Here is an 18,291-nt window from a genome sequence, read left to right as displayed (position 1 = left end):
AACCCTGTGGAATGAGTGAGGAAAATAGTAGCCAATGATAAGAATTACAAAAATGTCATCAACCTATGACATTTAAGCTCATGAAATTAGCTTCTCAATCGCAGTTATCATCGTGGTTGCCCTCGATACATCCCCAGGTCTGGATTTTCGCAATTGGTAGATTTCTCTCAGAAGTTGGTACCGGCTGTACCCTGTTTTATGCGCCCATCTTTTTTGTTAATCAACTTGGTTTATCTGCAACCAGTGTTGGGGTAGCCTTGGGTAGCGCCTCGATTTCCGGCATTGTAGGGCGGATTGCGGGTGGTTCTTTGGCTGATTCTGAATATTGGGGACGCCGCCGCACTTTGTTGCTAGCGACGGCGATTTCAGCAATTGCTTCTCTAGTTTTAGCTGCAACCGATAATTTCACTTCTTTGGTAATCGGTAGCTTGATTAGCGGTTTAGGCATAGGTTTCTATTGGCCTGCGGCTGAAGCTGTGGTTGCTGACGCTAGCCAAATTGACAATCGCCGCGAAACTTTTGCGATCGCTAGACTAGCTGATAATCTGGGGTTAGCGATCGGAATTCTGCTGGCTGGGTTTTTGATTGCGATAATTGGGAGTTATCGCTGGTTATTTGTGATTGATGCTATCTCTTTTATGGTGTTTTTTGGAGTTGTCTATTTAGGGATTAGTGAAACTGAACAGCAGATAGAGGAATCTGAAAAAACAGAACTTTTTGTTTCTTGGATGGCAGTATTAAGAGATAGGCGTTTTTTAGTCTACATCGCGGTTAATATATTTTTCACAATCTATATTTCTCAAATCCACAGCACCTTGCCGCTTTACTTCAAAAACTTTGTCCTTGTCGAAAGTACCGCCAAGGGATTTACTGAAACTACCATTAGCGGACTATTTGCTTGGCATCTAGTGTTCGCAATTATTTCTCAGTTGCCTGTCACCAGTATTTTAAAACGCTGCTCTCACACACTCGCACTCACTGTTTCCGCTATTTTCTGGGCAATTGGTTTCGGACTAATTTGGTTTAGCACTACAGTCTCATCTCATCATCTGCTTTGGGTAATATTGGCATTGGGAGTATTTGCTATGGCGATTGTCTCTTACACCCCATCTGCTGCTTCTTTAGTGACTGAGTTAGCCCCGAAAAATCAACGCGGCGTTTATTTTTCTATCAACGCTTTATGCTGGGCTGTTGGCTCTTTTATTGGTCATCCTTTGGGTGGATGGGCATTAGACCAACCACAAATTATTACTAATAGTTACTGGCTAGGCTTCATTTTGAGTGTAGCGATCGCTGTGGTAATTTTACAGTATCTCAATCGAATTTTGACTGAGTAACATAACTCCCCACGGTAAGATGACTTGTTTTTTGCTCTATTGACGACGTTCTTGGAGTTTGCGATATACCGATTTCAAATCCACTTGATGGTGAGCTAGGGCAACCAAAGTATGATATAGCAAATCAGCCACTTCACCTGCGATCGCATCTGCTTCATTATCCTTAAAAGCCATTACCACTTCAGCAGTTTCCTCACCAATCTTTTTTAAAATTTTGTTATCGCCACCTGCGAATAGTTTACAGGTATAAGAGCTTTCAGTAGGATTGTCGCGGCGATCGCATATTATTTGAAACAATTGCGACAATGTATCTCCTGGAGGTGCAGCAATTTTTCCTTCTATTTGGTGAAAACAACTGCGCTCTCCAGTATGGCAGGCAACATCTCCTAATTGTTCCACGCCAATGAGCAGGGCATCACTATCACAGTCATAACGGATACTCTGCACCTTTTGGATATGCCCAGAAGTCGCCCCCTTGTGCCACAATTCTTGCCGGGAACGGCTCCAAAACCAAGTTTCTTCAGTTTCTAAAGTCTTTTGTAACGACTCCTGATTCATCCACGCCATCATCAGGATAGTACCATCTAGATAGTCTTGGACAATTGCAGGCACTAGACCCCGTTCATCGTAGCGAATTTTCTCAACCGGGATAGTGTAATGCAGCGATCGCGAATCGTTAGAAGACATACCAGCTAGTTTGCTCTAATGAGAATAATTTATGGATTCACGATACCATTCAGAATAGGGCAGCTGGTATATTTTTTTGGAATTAAATATCTAAAGTCAAGTCTTCATTGGACTTGCATAACATAATGTTATTTTTTTGGTTCCGCTAATTTTATAGGATAGAAATTCTAAGCAGTGTTTGACCCTATCCTAAGATAGAGCTTTTTATTGCCCACTGTTAGGAGAGAACTTTGGTAAATACCACAATTAAAACAACAAAATCACAAGAAGTCTTCGCCGCTGCTCAAAATCTCATGCCCGGAGGAGTCAGTTCTCCAGTTCGTGCCTTTAAATCTGTGGGCGGACAACCCATCGTTTTTGATCGTGTCAAAGGCGCGTATATTTGGGATGTAGATGGCAATAAATACATAGACTATGTAGGCACATGGGGCCCAGCTATTTGCGGTCATGCTCATCCAGAAGTAATTGCAGCCTTGCATGAAGCTTTAGAAAAAGGCACCAGTTTCGGCGCTCCCTCAGTTTTAGAAAATGTTTTGGCAGAAATGGTCATTGATGCCGTTCCTAGCATCGAAATGGTCAGATTTGTTAACTCTGGAACTGAAGCCTGTATGGGAGTTTTGCGACTGATGCGGGCTTTCACCAACCGAGACAAAATCATCAAATTTGAAGGTTGCTATCACGGACACGCCGATACGTTTTTAGTGAAGGCAGGTTCTGGTGTTGCCACACTTGGCTTACCAGACTCACCAGGAGTTCCTAAATCAGCAACTAGTACCACTCTAACTGCACCTTTCAATGACCTAGAAGCAGTCAAAGCTTTATTTGAAGAAAACCGCGACGAGATTGCTGGTGTCATTCTTGAGCCAGTTGTCGGCAATGCTGGATTTATTGCGCCTGACGCTGGTTTCCTTGAAGGATTACGGGAACTAACTCACGAGTATGGAGCGTTATTAGTATTTGACGAAGTGATGACAGGCTTCCGCATTGCTTACGGTGGCGCTCAAGAAAAATTTGGCGTCACTCCCGATTTAACAACCTTGGGTAAGGTAATTGGTGGTGGTTTGCCAGTAGGGGCTTATGGTGGCCGCCGAGATATTATGTCAATGGTTGCACCTGCCGGTCCCGTATATCAAGCTGGGACTCTTTCTGGTAATCCCTTAGCGATGACTGCTGGGATTAAGACTTTAGAATTGCTGCAAAAGCCAGGTACTTACGAGTCTCTTGAGCGAATTACTAAAAAGCTAGCAGATGGTTTGCTGCAAATTGCCAAAGAAACTGGTCATGCAGCTTGCGGCGGTCAAATCAGCGCCATGTTCGGCTTATTCTTTACCGCTGGCCCAGTTCATAACTACGAAGATGCGAAAAAGTCTGATACAGCCAAATTCGGACGCTTCCATCGCGGGATGTTAGAGCGCGGTGTTTACTTAGCACCCTCTCAATTTGAAGCTGGGTTTACGTCTTTTGCTCACACTGAAGAAGACATTGAGCAGACTTTAGCAGTTGCACGGGATGTAATGTCTAGTCTGTAATCCGAACCTAATCCAGGTAGTGGAGTTAGGAGCAGAAACTTCCTCCATTCAGAAACTGGCATTGTGTTAGCTGAAAGTACGGCATTATTAGATTAGACCTCTTGCAAAAATATATTTTTGCACTCTTAGGGAAAAGGAAAAAGGTTAAAGGGAAAGGATTTTGAGTTTCTTTACCCTTTTCCCCTGCCCCTTATCCCCAGAGGGGGCCCCACCTTCCCCTTTACCCCGACAAATGCCAAGAAGTCTATTGTTGATGGGCGGTACTTTCCGCGCTAACCCACCTGACATTTAAATTTCTAAAAAATTTAAAACATTGCTTATGACAAAAAAACCGTCCAAAATTATCATCTGAACGGGATTTTTCCTATTAATACTTGATACAAACCTGGCCTACTACAGGCTATACGGTATCTAAAAACTACAAGTCAGGAGGCAAAATTACCTGATCGATTGCATGGATTACACCGTTGCTACCTGTGATATCTGCCTGTGTCACTTTAGCATCATTGACAGTTACACCGGTAGCCGGATCAACTTTAACGTTGATTGCGCCACCTTCAAGGCTTTTAACTTCGCCAGACTTTAAATCAGTGGACAGTACCTTACCAGTCACTACATGGTAAGTTAAAATCTTGAGCAATACTTCTTTGTTATCTGGCTTTAACAATTCTTGCAAAGCATCTGCTGGCAACTTAGCAAAAGCTGCATCAGTGGGTGCGAAAATAGTTAAGTTATCTTTGCCTTGTAAAGCTCCGGTCAATCCTGCTGCTTTCAAAGCCTTGGTCAAGGTGGTAAAGGAAGCGTTTGACTCTGCCAAAGCTAACAAGTTTTTGCCTTGATTGCTGCTTGCCCCTGGTGCTGGTGGAGTTGTGGTCGGTGTCTCAGTGGGTGGAGTACCTGGGGTGACGGGTGTAGGTTCAGTAGGTGTAACACTACCACCACCACGGTTATAGGGAGGCTCGTTGAAAATACTTGGTTTGGGATTTAACGTTGCACCACTTCTCTGTGCTACTGGTTTGCGTTTGGCATTGCCCTTTTCTATTTGGGAAACGGCTTCAGCAGGTGTGTATTGATTGTTTGCTTGAAGGCGTTGACCTTGGTTATAAGGAGCTTCGTTGAAAATACTGGGGTTAGGATTTAGTACCTCTTTCGCATCAGATGGTAAAGTAATGAGGACGCTGAAACTAGTAAATCCTGCTATGCCTGCCAACGTGGTCAGCAATTTGCTGTAATTTGTCTTCATAAATTTTGTTTTTCTTTTTGTCCACACATTACATAAAGATTTATAACATTTTGCTATGCACAAAATCTAACTCAAGAGGGAAGTAAGATTTTTCTATAGAAGAGTTTGTGCTAGTAAGGTAAAATATTTAACCTCGATTCACGCTGTTAAGTATGCAATATATCTACCATATATTTCATGTAAATTGAGCAAATTTTCTCTATCACATGAAAATTTAAAAATCCCACTCGTGTAGCGAAAATTCTCAGAAAGTGTGAAAATCTTACCTCTACAAGTTATGAGTTACAATGAGCTTCAGAAAAAATTATACTTAAAAAGACAATTTAGATACAGAGTTGTACGGGAAATAATAGTTGATTCATAAATCCTGAATTACATAGAGAAGAAGGCTATATTTTAGAATTAACCATTAATTATTCAGCAAAAACACAGAAATTAATTACCGAAATATTTTAACGTAGGCTAACCCTGACAAAAATTGAAGTAAGTGTTGAAGGGCCACGAATGAGGAGTTAGCTTTATTTATTTATATATACTGAATTAAATTACTTAGTTATTTATATTTTAATCAATCAGAAAACAATATTTTTTTAATCAATAAATTTTGCCAAAAATCAGGCATCGGTTAAACCCTAATGTCAATTAAATAGACAGCTAACCAACTAATACCAATCAAAATTACTTAAACTAAAGATACAATTGTAAAGTTAATAAGTTGACCAGTTACAAGAGATAGAACACATGCTGGAATTATACCAATGGGAACTCTCTCAATACTCAGAGAAAGTGCGCCTAATTCTAGATTTTAAAGGACTAGATTACCGCAAAATAGAGGTTACGCCTGGAATTGGACAAGTGGAACTGTTCCGGCTGACTGGTCAAAGACAAGTGCCTGTATTAAAGGATCGTAATAAATATATTGCGGATTCTACGGAAATAGCTAAGTATTTAGACTTAGAGTATCCCGATCGCCCCATAATACCGCGAGATCCTAAACAACGGGGTTTAACTTTATTAATAGAAGAATGGGCGGATGAGTCCATAGGCATCAAAGGTCGCAAAGCACTATTTGCAGCCGTAAGTCAAGATCAAAATTTCCGTAAGTCATTATTACCCACCTCAACACCCGATATATTTAAAAGTCTGGTTCAAGGAGTACCTAGTGACTTACTGTCAGTGTTGGGTTTTGGCGTAGGTTACAGCCCAGATGTGATACAGTCAGCGATCGCATCCCTAAAACAAGACTTGGAAGCCTTGACGTTATTATTGGCAGATAGTCCTTATTTAACAGGAGATGAGCCGACTTTAGCTGACTTAGCGGTGGCTGGATTATCCATATTGCTCAAGTTCCCCTCTGGGCCTTATCTGGATTTACCAGCTTCTATCAGAGGTAAAGGATTGCCAATCTTTGCCGAGAATATAGATTATGAACCATTCTTCACTTGGCGCGATCGCCTTTACGCCCAATTCCGCAAACCGTTAATTAGTACCACTCCATCAACAGGAAGTGCGCCAACCTCGATTCAGATTGATTAGATAATTGGACATGGGGAATTGGGCATAGGGGATGGAGAAAAAACAAATGACCAATACTTCGACTCCTTTCGACTTCGCTGGGCACAAGTCAAGGCAAGTCGCTCAGTACAAGTGACCAATGACAAATGACAAATGACAAATGACTAATCAGATGAATTCGGCACAGCCATTAGGTTCGGTCATTCAAGGTTCTCTAACTGAAGGTTTAGAAGTACGATTGCATCCTGACATTTCTGTGGAAGATATGCGAGTGGGCAAGTTTCTTGTTGTGCAAGGGATGCGATCGCGTTTTTTTTGTATGCTGACAGATGTAGCATTAGGAGCTGCTAATGCCCGAATTATTGCTAATCCCCCGAGTTGGGAAGACACTTTTTTACGAGATGTTTTAGCCGGAAGTGGTACTTACGGTACTATCAACCTCGCGCCGATGTTGATGTTCACTCCCGAAACTGAAGAATCTTTCTCCCCAACAAATGGCAAATCAGCAAATCCTTTCCTCCCATCGGTGACGGGTTTGGCTTCATTTATGCCACAAACCAGCACGACGATAGAATTGTTGCCTGTTAAAACTATTCCTAGCCACTTTAGTCAAGTTTACGAAGCAAGTGTTGACGATTTTCGCCGGGTATTTGGTTGGGAAGATGACCCCCAAAGGCGCAACTTTTCCATTGGGAAACCTTTGGATATGGATGTGCCCGTTTGCATCGATTTAAACCGCTTTGTAGAACGGAGTAATGGGGTTTTTGGTAAATCTGGTACTGGGAAATCCTTTCTAACGCGGCTGCTTTTAGCTGGCGTTATCCGTAAAAATGCGGCAGTAAACTTGATTTTTGATATGCACTCTGAGTATGGGTGGGAAGCCGTTGCAGAAGGTAAGAACGTCAATACAGTTAAAGGTTTAAAGCAACTTTTTCCTAGTAAAGTGGAAGTTTATACCCTCGACCCGGAATCAACAAAGCGTCGTGGTGTGCGTGATGCTCAAGAACTTTATTTGAGTTACGAGCAAATAGAAGTTGAAGATATTAAGTTATGTAGCCGAGATTTAGGACTCTCTGACGCAGCCTTAGATAACGCCAATATTCTGTATAGCGAATTTGGCAAGTCTTGGATTGTCCAGTTGTTGAATATGACTAACGAAGAAATCGAGGTGTTTTGCGACGAGAAGCGCGGACACAAAGGCTCGATTATGGCATTGCAGCGCAAACTCTTGCGGATGGATAGCTTGAAGTATATGCGAGCAGTTTGCCCCCAGAATTACATTAGTAAAATTGTCCAGTGCCTGGAATCTGGGAAGAATGTTGTGATAGAATTTGGTTCCCAGTCTAATATGCTCTCTTATATGTTGGTGACAAATATGATCACCCGACGTATTCACGAGCATTACGTCAAGAAAGCAGATAAATTCCTGCAAAGCAAAAACCCTAGCGATCGCCCAACGCCATTGATGATTACCATTGAAGAGGCGCACCGTTTCCTTGACCCGGCTATCGTCCAAAGTACTATCTTTGGGACTATTGCCCGCGAACTGCGGAAGTATTTTGTCACACTTTTGGTAGTTGATCAACGTCCATCAGGCATAGATAATGAAGTTATGTCGCAAATTGGGACTCGCATTACCGCTTTGCTGAATGATGAAAAAGACATTGACGCGATTTTTACAGGTGTATCTGGTGGTAGCGGACTGCGATCGGTATTGGCAAAGCTAGACTCGAAACAACAAGCTTTAATATTGGGTCATGCTGTTCCTATGCCAGTAGTAGTACGTACCCGACCTTACGACGCAACTTTTTACGCAGAAATTGGTGAGCCTGCCTGGGAAGAAAAACCTGACGCAGAAGTATTCGCCGCTGCGGAACTAGCCAAAGCCGACCTGGGATTTTAGATTGTCATTTGTCAGTTGTCCCTTGTCCTTTGCAAATGACCAATACAACTTTTGGAGAGGCTGCGCCAGGGCTTACCTCGGCTCCGGCTCCATCGAGCGAAGTTGAGATGCTCGGTACAAGTGACTAATGACAAATACAACTCTTGGAGAGGCTGCGCCAACGACTACGCTCAGTACAAGTGACCGATGACCAATGACAAATGACGAATTCGTGACATCCCTCCATTGTGAGAGCAAATAAAGTTCGGTTATCCGGCTAGTTTTTGGCAACAGAAGAGGGGTTTTTGGCGTCACTATAGATATAGTCAGTAATTTCAAGGAAATTTAAAATTTTTTCTATAACGACTGCTTTTGAATTATAATGATAGGTTTTATCTTAAGATAGTTTACTATTTGCCTGATTTATCGTATCATAAGTTAAGTAGAACTCATACCGACTTCAGATTTACCAGTCGGTGTTACTAACTGTCCAAGAGAATAATTCTCAAAAATAACCAGCGTGCTTATAAAAGATTGAAAATTTAGGGAAGGTAGGGGAACCTATCATTGGGGGCTGACCGTCTTAACAACGGCTGTATCAATTAATTTCTTTTGGTAGCTCCCTACATCTCGTGATAAATGTACTACTTTTCCCCCTCCATTTTAGTAATAAAACATACATTATCTTTACGAAGTAGAGGACATCGCACCAATGCCTACTGTCAATACCCAAACGGAAAACCTCAACACCAAATTCACGGCTGATATGGTGCGAACCTATCTGCGAGAAATTGGTCGTGTACCACTGCTAACCCGCGAACAAGAAATTGTCTTTGGAAAGCAAGTGCAACAAATGATGACGCTGATCGACGCCAAGGAAGCTTTGGCGAAGAAGTTGCAACGCGAACCGGATATTTCAGAGTGGGCCGATCACGTTAAACAATCGGAAACCGATGTGCAACAAACGGTGGCACAAGGTAAGCGGGCAAAGCAAAAGATGATCGAAGCGAATTTGCGCTTGGTTGTTGCTATTGCTAAAAAGTATCAAAAGCGAAATATGGAGTTTCTGGATTTAATCCAGGAAGGAACACTAGGATTAGAGCGGGGCGTGGAGAAATTTGACCCGATGAGGGGTTATAAGTTCTCGACTTACGCTTACTGGTGGATTCGCCAAGCAATTACTCGGGCGATCGCTCAACAAGGTCGGACTATTCGCTTACCGATCCACATTACCGAGAAACTGAACAAAATCAAAAAAGTGCAGCGCGAGTTAGCTCAAAGCTTGGGGCGATCGCCGACTCCAGCCGAAATTGCCAAAGCACTGGAACTAGAACCTGCTCAGATTCGCGAGTACCTGAATATGGCTCGTCAACCAGTGTCTTTGGATGTGCGAGTTGGTGAGAACCAGGATACTGAGTTGCAAGAAATGCTCGAAGATGATGGCCCATCACCAGAGTATTACACCAATCAGGAATTCTTACGCCAAGACTTGAACAACCTGCTAGCAGAACTAACCCCGCAACAGCGAGAAGTTGTAGCTTTACGCTTTGGTTTAGAAGATGGTAATGAAATGTCATTGGCGAAAGTTGGTGAGAGATTGAATCTCAGCCGCGAACGCGTTCGTCAGTTAGAACATCAAGCTTTGGCTCATCTGCGTCGCCGTCGTGCCAATGTCAAAGAATACGTTGCTAGTTAAAACGAGAGACGCGGAATTTCGCGTCTCTACACCACCTTGGTGATCCGCCTCCTGAATTCAGGGGGCGATTTTTTTTGCTAAAAAATTGCGCTTACTTAATATTAATATATATATAATTACTGCGGTTGAATAAATAACATCCTAACAGTGGTTTCAAACTCAGTCGTTCCAGATGATGTACCTGCTGAGTAAGTTACTTCCATTCCTGTTGATTGAGTACTTTGCTCTGTTTGAGAATAATTATGCCGATGTTTTATTTTTGCTTTAAGTTGTAAGTTTGATAAAGAAAATTCCACATTTTCACTTTGACAATTCAGTTTGAATTTAAGTAGCTCCACAGGAATCTTCATTCCATATTCTCTAGATTTTTGAATATATCCTTGAGAATCTAATAATGAAAAATTTTTTAGTGCAGGTAAGTCACATGAAATATTCATGTGGTCATAATTGAAAGTTAAATTAAAATCAGATAGTTCTGAAATATCAATGACATCATCATGATTCTTTGGAATTGTAAAACTTCCTGATAGTAAGATTGGTGAACCTCCCAATATATCTGGAGCGTAACCATTAATCAAATAAGTTTCAGTTTTTGAGGATGGCGAGCTTGCAGGCGTTTCTGAGAAACGTTTTTGCAATTGCGCTTTGTATTCTTGTAGCTGTGGGGCTTCTGTTGGCGACTGTGCAATTAGTTTGTCTACGATTTCAATGGCGCGGCTCCAATCTTTGGCATTAAGAGCTTGTTGTAGGTCAGCACGAAGGTTTTGAGCAAGAATAGGGGAAGTTTGAAGTATCAGAAAACCAGTCGATAGAAAGGCAATGAGGCGATAACGCATAACCATAATTATTTAATTTTATGAAGGTTAATAGTATTGAATATTGGGAGAGGGAGTAACCTTATCCAGAATCAAGTTGATTTTCATTCCAGAGATATAGGTTGCTTTGGAACGGGTGATCCTATTTAATCTCAATGTCATGCTGAACAGGTTGCCTTGCTTGCAGCCAAGAATCGAAGTGATCGCCTAAAATTGAATTACTAAGTTATTAGTTTGAGAAAGCGATCGCTCTCACCTATTTCACCTCAACTCAAAATCATCGCGATCGCAACGAGAACACCGCAGGCATCGCACAAAATCATCGTGGCGTAGAAAGTTGGAGACTAGATCCCTGACCTCTTGAATAAGTCGGGAATCTCAATGACAAGGATCTAACTCTATGGCTTTACAACTAGCAATCAGGGCTTTTGGAATTTTACCTTCACGTCTAAGTAAGCTAGAAAGATTTCTGTAGGCCTAACTTGCTTTAGCTTTTAATTGATTGGACTTTGGACAAAAAAGCTTTGGCTTCGGAAAATTTGCTCTAAAGTGTTAGCAATTGTCCATTTATAATTGCAGGTTGCTACAACTAATAGGCGATTTTCAAGTTAGTGTCTTCGCTAGATCCGTGCCAGTTTGAGGGAATTCCTCATTTAGCAAAGGTAGCACGAATCTTCCTAACAAGATCGGCATAATCACTCCAAGAACCATCGGCATAATCACTCCAAGAACCATTGCCATACCGATACATGTCACACTCTCCTAATTCACCGTATCCTTGAGGACTTCTTTTAGCAACTTGGCTAACTGCCCCAGTAATCCAAGGGTCTCGGCATACTCCAGGTGCGTAGGATGCAAAAGCTTTCTTTACTTTATTGAGCAAATCTGGGAAGTTACTCCAGCGACCATTGCCATATAATCGAATGTTGCATTCACCTCTATTGCCTTGACCTAGAGGACTTCTTTTAGCAACTTGGCTAACTGCCCCAGTGACCCAAGGATCATTACATACACCATTAAATGGTTCGGCTTTAACCTCCTGAATATTAAAACCAGTAACCAGTAAATTTAATACTAGAAAATATGAAGCAGTTGTCAAAGGTTTCATCGCAGTTTTTATTCCTTTTAGCATAAAATAATTGCGTCAATGCTGTCACTAAATTTTCTCAAGAATCCATTGTTGACTGTGGCCTCTATGTTCATCAACCAAAAGCACAGGCTCACGATTATTATCGTTATTTCTAAAATCAAGAACACGCCCAGTAAGTTTAGATTTAATCAAATATCTGCCGTTTGATAATTGTTTAAGTTCCCATTGCTGATTATCTTTACCGTGTTCGTTTGCAATAACTAAAGGTTCTTTATTGTTCTGAGCATTTCTAAAATCTAACACTCTCTCATTAACTATCGATTTGATAATGTAATATCCATTTTCTAAACGAATTAATTGCCACTGTTGGCTTTCTCCACGATGCTTGTTAACCAAAAGTACTGGTTCTCCCTGCTTTGCGCTGTTACTAAAATCAAGAACCCGTCCATTTAGGTATGTCTTGAGCACGTAAGTTCCAAGAGCCTGAGTTTGTATCGTTTGTAATTTTGGAAAAGCATAAACAGCAGATGATGGTACTTCAACAATACTACTCAAAAAGCCAGTAGATATGGCAGAAATAGCTCCAATAGAGAAAAGAGTTTTTAACAATTTCATAGGGTTGTTTTTCCAAAAATACTGTGAATTACCAAGTTATTAGTTTGGCAAAGCGATCGCTTCTCTATGAGAGGCTACGGAATAGCACCAAACAATCATGTAATGGAAAGTGCGATCACCTAAAATTATCGTGTAAGGGAAAGTGCGATCGCACTTTCAATAACAGAATTATTTGGTGCGACCGCATTGATCTATGGTTGATGATTTTTTATAATCATCAATACTGGACTGTCCACTTTTGGTCTGTACGTGAACGGTTATCAGCATTACGTCCAGATAGTTCACAATCCCAAAGTTGTAATTGTGCGCCGTTCTCTCTACCTGGAGCGCCAGCTACATCAATACATTTTCCAGAAAGTCTATTCCTGATAAATCCATTGCTTGTAAATGTCCACCTTTGATCTGTACGTGGATTGCCAAACTCACAGTCATAAATAATCAACTTTGAACCGTTAGAACGTCCAGGATATCCAGCTACATCAAGACATTTTCCGGAAAGTTCATTTACGATAAATCCATCATTTCTTAGTATCCATCTATGGTCTGTAGGTGAACCGTTATCAGCATTAAGATTAGATAATTCGCAATCCCAAAGCACTAATGGTGCTCCATTATCTGTACCCGGAGCGCCACCTACATCAATGCATTTTCCGCTTAGTAAGTTATTGATAAAAACACCAGTTGCCTGCGCGTTACTAGGCTTAGAGTCAACAGAAAATGACAATAATAGGTTAGAGATAATAAACACTATACCAGGTAAAAATTTGGTTTTAAGTTTCATAGATAGTTCCTCATGTCTGCTTATCTAAATACTCTAATGCTTGGTATAAAGTTTGACGGTCGGAAAAAGTCGGAAAAAGTCGGATCTTTTTAGCATCAGGACTAAAGCTGTTTGTCACACTTAAATCACCTTATGGGGTGCGTGAGACGAAGTTATAAATAGGAGGAGTATGAGGAGTATTTATACTTTTTATGCACCCGATTCTATGTACCATCTGCATAGATTCTGCGTATATTCACTTAATATATTTGAAGAAATAAAGCTTATAGTGCGAATATCAGAGTTAATTTAGTATTCTCACGAAAAGAAATGACGGTTGAAGAAGCGATGTCTAACGACAAGCCGCTACGCGTCTACGCACTAGTTGACTAATTATTAGAAGGGGATGATCGCTCTCAGCTATTTCATCCCAAGTCGAAATTATGGCGATCGCACAAAATCAGCGTATATTTGCAAGTGCGATCGCATAAACTTATCGTGTAGTGAGAGAATTTACTGTTGGGTTTCGCTTTAATCCACCCAACCAGCAAATAACTTAACGCACAAATCAAAGCGCATAAAACTGTTTGAGTTGCTTTTTGGATCAGATAAAAAAGGTGCGTTATATTCCGTTAAAGCACACTAGAGGCTCGGCGATTATATTACAATATTCTTTCGCAAATATTGCTAGCTTCACGTCTCCTTAATTCTCGTCTTGATACACTCCTTAATTCTTGAACACAATCAGAGATCCTTTCATATCTTATTAAAGATTCACAAACATTATCAGCCTCTCTCCTACCAACAACTTCTTCACGCCGCAATATTCTTATACATCTAATTAAACGTTTACGTCCAGGTATTTGATCGTCACTAGCGCTAATCGGTTGTGGTGATTGTGGACAGCCAAAAGGCGTACAGGCTTGGCCTAATGGTCCATTAGGACAGCCGAAAGGATTACATTCAGCAACACTAGATGGTGAACAGCCAAAGGGATTACAATCGGCAAATGCAGGTTTGATATCAACACCAGTAAGAATTGCGCCAATTGGAACTGTTAAGAATAATGCAGCAGTCACAAGCTCTCGTCGGATGATTTTTAACATAGTATTAGATTCTCAAATTAAGCTGGATAACGGTAACAGAAATTCTCATTAAGGAATGGGTTCATTTGGACATGAGCATTTTTGTGTTTGCAAACAATTAATAAGCTATAATCATTCCAAAACTTCATGCAGCCAAAGTCAAACCAATTCCTTATTGTTTGTTCATTCCTATTGCTTACTTTGTTTGGCTTCTCCTATATCCCCTGTAAGAAGTTGGGGATATGAATACTGCTTATCCAAATACTCTACTGCCTGGTGTAAAATTCGATAGTCAGAAAAAGTCGGAAAAAAGTCGGATCTTCTTGGTAGATTTACGCAAACTTTTTTAATAAATAAAGCTTATGGTGCGAATATCGTAGTTAACTTAGTATTGTTACGAAAATAAATGACGGTTGAAGAGGCGATCGCACTAGTCGAGCAATTATTAGAACGGGGACGCTTAACAAAAGTTCAAGAGATTGTATTTCGTCAATCTTGGGCAGGACAGACGTACTTAGACATGGCTGTAGAGTCCGATTACGATTGTGGTTACATCAAAGATATTGGTTCGGAATTATGGCGATCGCTCTCCCAAGCTTTAGGAGAAAAAGTTGCCAAAAATAACCTACAAGGAGTACTGAAACGAACTGTACAGCGACAAAAGGGCATAAACATAAATGCCTCCTCAGCCTTAAACTTTCAACCCTTCACGAACTACACAAATTGGGGGGAAGCAATCGACGTTTCCCAATTCTATGGACGTACTACAGAATTAGAAACCCTCAGCCAATGGATTGTAAGAGATGCCTGCGGCGGTAAACAACGCGCTCGTGTAGTCACACTGTTAGGTATGGGTGGTATCGGTAAAACCGCGCTATCGGTGAAGTTAGCAGAACAATTGCAGGGAGAATTTGAATATGTGATTTGGCGATCGCTCAGGCACGCACCCTTTTTCTATAACAAGGTGACAGACTACATCAAAATCCTTTCTCATCAGCAAGTTACCACATTGCCTGCTTCCCCCCATGAGCAAATTACTTGTTTAATCGAGTATCTCCGCAAATCTCGATGCTTGCTGATTCTGGATAATTTCGACACATTATTGCAGCAAGGTACAGGGACTGGCTGTTACCGTGAGGGCTACGAATCCTACGGTGAACTCCTATGGCGATTGGGAGAGACTGGGCATCAAAGCTGTGTCCTGCTCACCAGCCGAGAAAAACCTAATGAAATCGCCGCCTTGGAAGGTGATGCTTTGCCAGTTCGTACCCTTGCTTTATTAGGATTAGAAGTTGCAGCCGGACAAACAATTTTGACACTCAAAGGTCTATCAGGTTCCGAAGAAGAAACCCGCCAACTAGTTGAGTGTTACCGTGGTAATCCCCTAGCTTTGAAAATTGCCGCTACCTCCATTCAGGACTTATATGAAGGCAATATCGCCAATTTCTTTTCTGAAGGCACAACTGTATTTAAGGGCATTGCCAATCTCTTAGAGCAGCAAGTCAAAAGACTCTCCGCCTTGGAGCAGCAAGTGATGTACTGGCTAGCAATTAATCGGGAGAAACTTTCCTCGACAGAATTGGAAACAGTCTTCACACCAACAATGCCTAAGTCTAAGTTAATGTCAGTCCTCGAATCTTTACGCTGGTGTAGCTTGATAGAAAGCAATACTGGAGGATTCACACAGCAACCTGTCGTTATGGAATACGTGACAGAGTGCTTGATTGAACAAGTCTGCCAGGAAATAGTCACAGAATCACCGCAATATCTGCTGACTCATGCTTTGATGCAAGCCCAGGCAAAAGACTACATCCGCGATAGTCAAATTCACCTGATTGTGCGGCCTATCCTAAATCAGCTACAAATAACCCTTGGCTCTGCTCATCAGCTTGAGCATAAACTTGGCAGACTAGTTAGAAAGCTCCAAAATGAAGCTATAGATCCAGTTGGGTATGGTGGCGGCAATCTGCTGAATTTACTGGCACAATTAGAAACTGATTTGACAGGGTATGATTTTTCGCATCTCACTATCCGTAACTGCGATTTGCGCTCGCTCAACTTACATCGGGTGAACTTTAGCCAAACCAACTTTCAAGATTGTGTTTTTGCTGCGACCTTTGGCGGCATTACTAGCGTTGCCTTTAGTTCAGATGGGCGCTGCCTTGCTACCAGTGATACAAATGGTGAAATTAATGTTTGGGATGTTACCAATAGTAAACAACTATTTAGCTGTAAAGAACACAACAGTTGGGTCTGGAATATTGCTTTTAGCCCTGTGCATTCAGTTTTAGCTAGTTGCGGTCAGGATCATACAATTAAACTTTGGGACATTACCACAGGAGAATGTTTTAAAACGCTATGTGGTCACACTAGCATTGTCACAGCGATCGCATGGAGTCCTGACGGTGAATTCCTTGCTAGTACTAGCTATGACTACACAGTTAAAGTCTGGCATCTAGCTACAAGCAAATGTGTGCAAACTCTAGAAGGACATCATGCTTGTGTGTGGAGTGTAGCTTTTCATCCCGCAGCTCAAATTTTAGCAACGGCTGGTGAAGATAACACAATCAAGCTGTGGGATTTAGTAACTGGATGCTGTGTGCAAAACTTAGAAGGGCATCAGCACTGGATAAAAGCGATCGCTTTCAGTCCAGAAGGGCAAATATTAGCAAGCGGCAGTTTCGATCAAACCGTGAAAGTGTGGGATTTACATAGCGGGATGTGTTTGCTGACCTTGCAGGGACACGCAGGGGTTGTAACCTCGGTAGCGTATAGCCCCAAGGGTGAACAGCTTTTAAGTGGCAGCTATGACCAAACTGTGAAGATTTGGGATATAAACACAGGGAAATGTCTGGATACACTGGAAAAGCATACAAATCGAATTTGGTCAGTTGCTTTTCACCCTCAAGGACACTTAATTGCTAGTGGTGGAGATGACCACGCAGCTAGAGTCTGGGAACTTCAGACAGGACAGTGTACTAAAACCTTCCAAGGACACAGTAATGCTGTTTATGGGATCGCATACAGTTGGCAGCAAAACTTACTTGCTAGTGGACACGAAGACCAGACAATCAAACTCTGGGATGTCAATGCCCCGCAACACTTAAAGCTTGACCTCCAGCCGTTTCGTGTATTACATGGACATAGCAATCGAATTTTCTCTGTCGCCTTCAGTCCCAATGGAGAGTTGCTGGCCAGCGCCAGTGCAGATCGGACTATTAAGCTTTGGAGTCCCCATACAGGGCAATGCTTTAAAACTTTGCATGGTCACGATAGTTGGGTCTGGGCAGTTGCTTTTAGTCCAGACAGTAATTTTCTTGCTAGTGCTAGCTACGACCATACAATCAAGATATGGGATGTGCGTTCTGGTGAATGTTGGCAAACATTGCAAGGTCATCCTGGTTCTGTGTTGGCGATCGCCTTTAGCCCTGATGGAAAAACTCTCTTCAGCAGTGGCTATGAAAAGATAGTTAAACGCTGGGATATGGAAACAAGAACCTGTCTTCATAGTTGGGAGGCAGACTCAAACCGTGTTTGGGCAGTTGCAGTGAGTCCAGATAGTCAATATGTTGCTACTGGTGGTGATGACTCCTTGGTACGACTGTGGGACATTGACACAGGGGTTTGTCTGCGTACATTTTCTGGGCATACCAGCCAGATACTTTGTATTCTGTTCGTCGATAATGGCGATCGCATGATTAGCAGTAGTGGCGATCGCACGATCAAAATTTGGAATACACTTACTGGAGACTGCCTTGCTACACTACAGAATCATTTCAATTGGGTGTGGTCGCTTAGTCTAGTCCCAGATGCTCAAACTCTTCTCAGTAGTAGTTGGGATGAAACAATCAACTGTTGGGATATTACTACGGGGCAATGTCGGCAAACGTTAAGACCAGCCCGCCCGTATGAAGGCATGATTATTACTGGGGTGAAAGGGTTGACTGAGGCAGAGGTAGCAACTTTAAAAGCTTTGGGTGCATTAGAAGTGAATTGATACAGCAGAATTCTGAATTCAGGAGTAAACGCTTTATATC

Annotated in this window: 13 protein-coding genes; 6 read left to right on the top strand and 7 right to left on the bottom strand. The window is 41.8% G+C overall.

Annotated elements, in window-relative coordinates:
* The first annotated feature begins 80 nt into the window (after positions 1-80).
* Positions 81-1,337: an MFS transporter gene (locus RMY16_RS04290; RefSeq protein ID WP_322735320.1), complete on the top strand. Its 1,257-nt coding sequence runs from the start codon at positions 81-83 to the stop codon at positions 1,335-1,337.
* Positions 1,338-1,373: 36 nt separating this feature from the next.
* Here RMY16_RS04290 and hisIE read toward each other — a convergent pair whose 3' ends face one another.
* Positions 1,374-2,024: a bifunctional phosphoribosyl-AMP cyclohydrolase/phosphoribosyl-ATP diphosphatase HisIE gene (gene hisIE, locus RMY16_RS04285; RefSeq protein ID WP_322735319.1), complete on the bottom strand. Its 651-nt coding sequence runs from the start codon at positions 2,022-2,024 to the stop codon at positions 1,374-1,376.
* Between the two features lie 230 nt (positions 2,025-2,254).
* Between hisIE and hemL the strand changes: the two genes are divergently transcribed.
* The gene (hemL, locus tag RMY16_RS04280; RefSeq protein WP_322735318.1) at positions 2,255-3,553 is read left to right on the top strand and encodes a glutamate-1-semialdehyde 2,1-aminomutase; all 1,299 of its coding nucleotides are present in this window, start codon (positions 2,255-2,257) and stop codon (positions 3,551-3,553) included.
* A 418-nt stretch (positions 3,554-3,971) separates the two neighbouring features.
* Here the strand turns inward: hemL and RMY16_RS04275 are convergent, their stop codons facing one another.
* Positions 3,972-4,796 carry a fasciclin domain-containing protein gene (locus RMY16_RS04275; protein ID WP_322735317.1) on the bottom strand — a complete coding sequence of 275 codons (825 nt, stop codon included), beginning with the start codon at positions 4,794-4,796 and terminating at the stop codon, positions 3,972-3,974.
* Between the two features lie 741 nt (positions 4,797-5,537).
* Between RMY16_RS04275 and RMY16_RS04270 the strand changes: the two genes are divergently transcribed.
* From RMY16_RS04270 to RMY16_RS04260, 3 genes are all read left to right on the top strand, one after another.
* Positions 5,538-6,332 (top strand): glutathione S-transferase family protein, encoded by a 795-nt coding sequence (locus RMY16_RS04270; protein WP_322735316.1) that lies wholly within the window; start codon positions 5,538-5,540, stop codon positions 6,330-6,332.
* Positions 6,333-6,483: 151 nt separating this feature from the next.
* On the top strand, positions 6,484-8,214 hold the full coding sequence (locus RMY16_RS04265; RefSeq protein ID WP_322735358.1) for an ATP-binding protein: 1,731 nt from the start codon (positions 6,484-6,486) through the stop codon (positions 8,212-8,214).
* 691 nt (positions 8,215-8,905) lie between these two features.
* Entirely contained in the window at positions 8,906-9,889 is a 984-nt protein-coding gene (locus RMY16_RS04260; RefSeq protein ID WP_322639107.1) for an RNA polymerase sigma factor, RpoD/SigA family, read from the top strand.
* A 116-nt stretch (positions 9,890-10,005) separates the two neighbouring features.
* Here the strand turns inward: RMY16_RS04260 and RMY16_RS04255 are convergent, their stop codons facing one another.
* From RMY16_RS04255 to RMY16_RS04235, 5 genes are all read right to left on the bottom strand, one after another.
* Complete coding sequence (locus RMY16_RS04255) at positions 10,006-10,731, bottom strand: hypothetical protein (protein ID WP_322735315.1); 726 nt, start codon at positions 10,729-10,731, stop codon at positions 10,006-10,008.
* A 622-nt stretch (positions 10,732-11,353) separates the two neighbouring features.
* Positions 11,354-11,812, bottom strand: coding sequence for a hypothetical protein (locus tag RMY16_RS04250; RefSeq protein WP_322735314.1), 459 nt, complete (start codon positions 11,810-11,812; stop codon positions 11,354-11,356).
* Between the two features lie 48 nt (positions 11,813-11,860).
* Entirely contained in the window at positions 11,861-12,409 is a 549-nt protein-coding gene (locus RMY16_RS04245; protein ID WP_322735313.1) for an RICIN domain-containing protein, read from the bottom strand.
* Positions 12,410-12,626: 217 nt separating this feature from the next.
* On the bottom strand, positions 12,627-13,190 hold the full coding sequence (locus tag RMY16_RS04240; protein ID WP_292856719.1) for an RICIN domain-containing protein: 564 nt from the start codon (positions 13,188-13,190) through the stop codon (positions 12,627-12,629).
* 641 nt (positions 13,191-13,831) lie between these two features.
* A complete protein-coding gene (locus RMY16_RS04235) occupies positions 13,832-14,275 on the bottom strand; it encodes a hypothetical protein (RefSeq protein ID WP_322735312.1) in 444 nt (147 codons plus the stop codon).
* A gap of 385 nt (positions 14,276-14,660) precedes the next feature.
* On the opposite strand from RMY16_RS04235, the gene RMY16_RS04230 reads away from it, so the two are divergent.
* Entirely contained in the window at positions 14,661-18,251 is a 3,591-nt protein-coding gene (locus RMY16_RS04230) for an NB-ARC domain-containing protein (RefSeq protein WP_322735311.1), read from the top strand.
* Positions 18,252-18,291: the final 40 nt, after the last annotated feature.

It is taken from the genome of Nostoc sp. DedQUE12b, assembly GCF_034530835.1.
GTDB lineage: Bacteria > Cyanobacteriota > Cyanobacteriia > Cyanobacteriales > Nostocaceae > Nostoc.
This window is presented reverse-complemented; position numbering and strand designations above follow the sequence as displayed.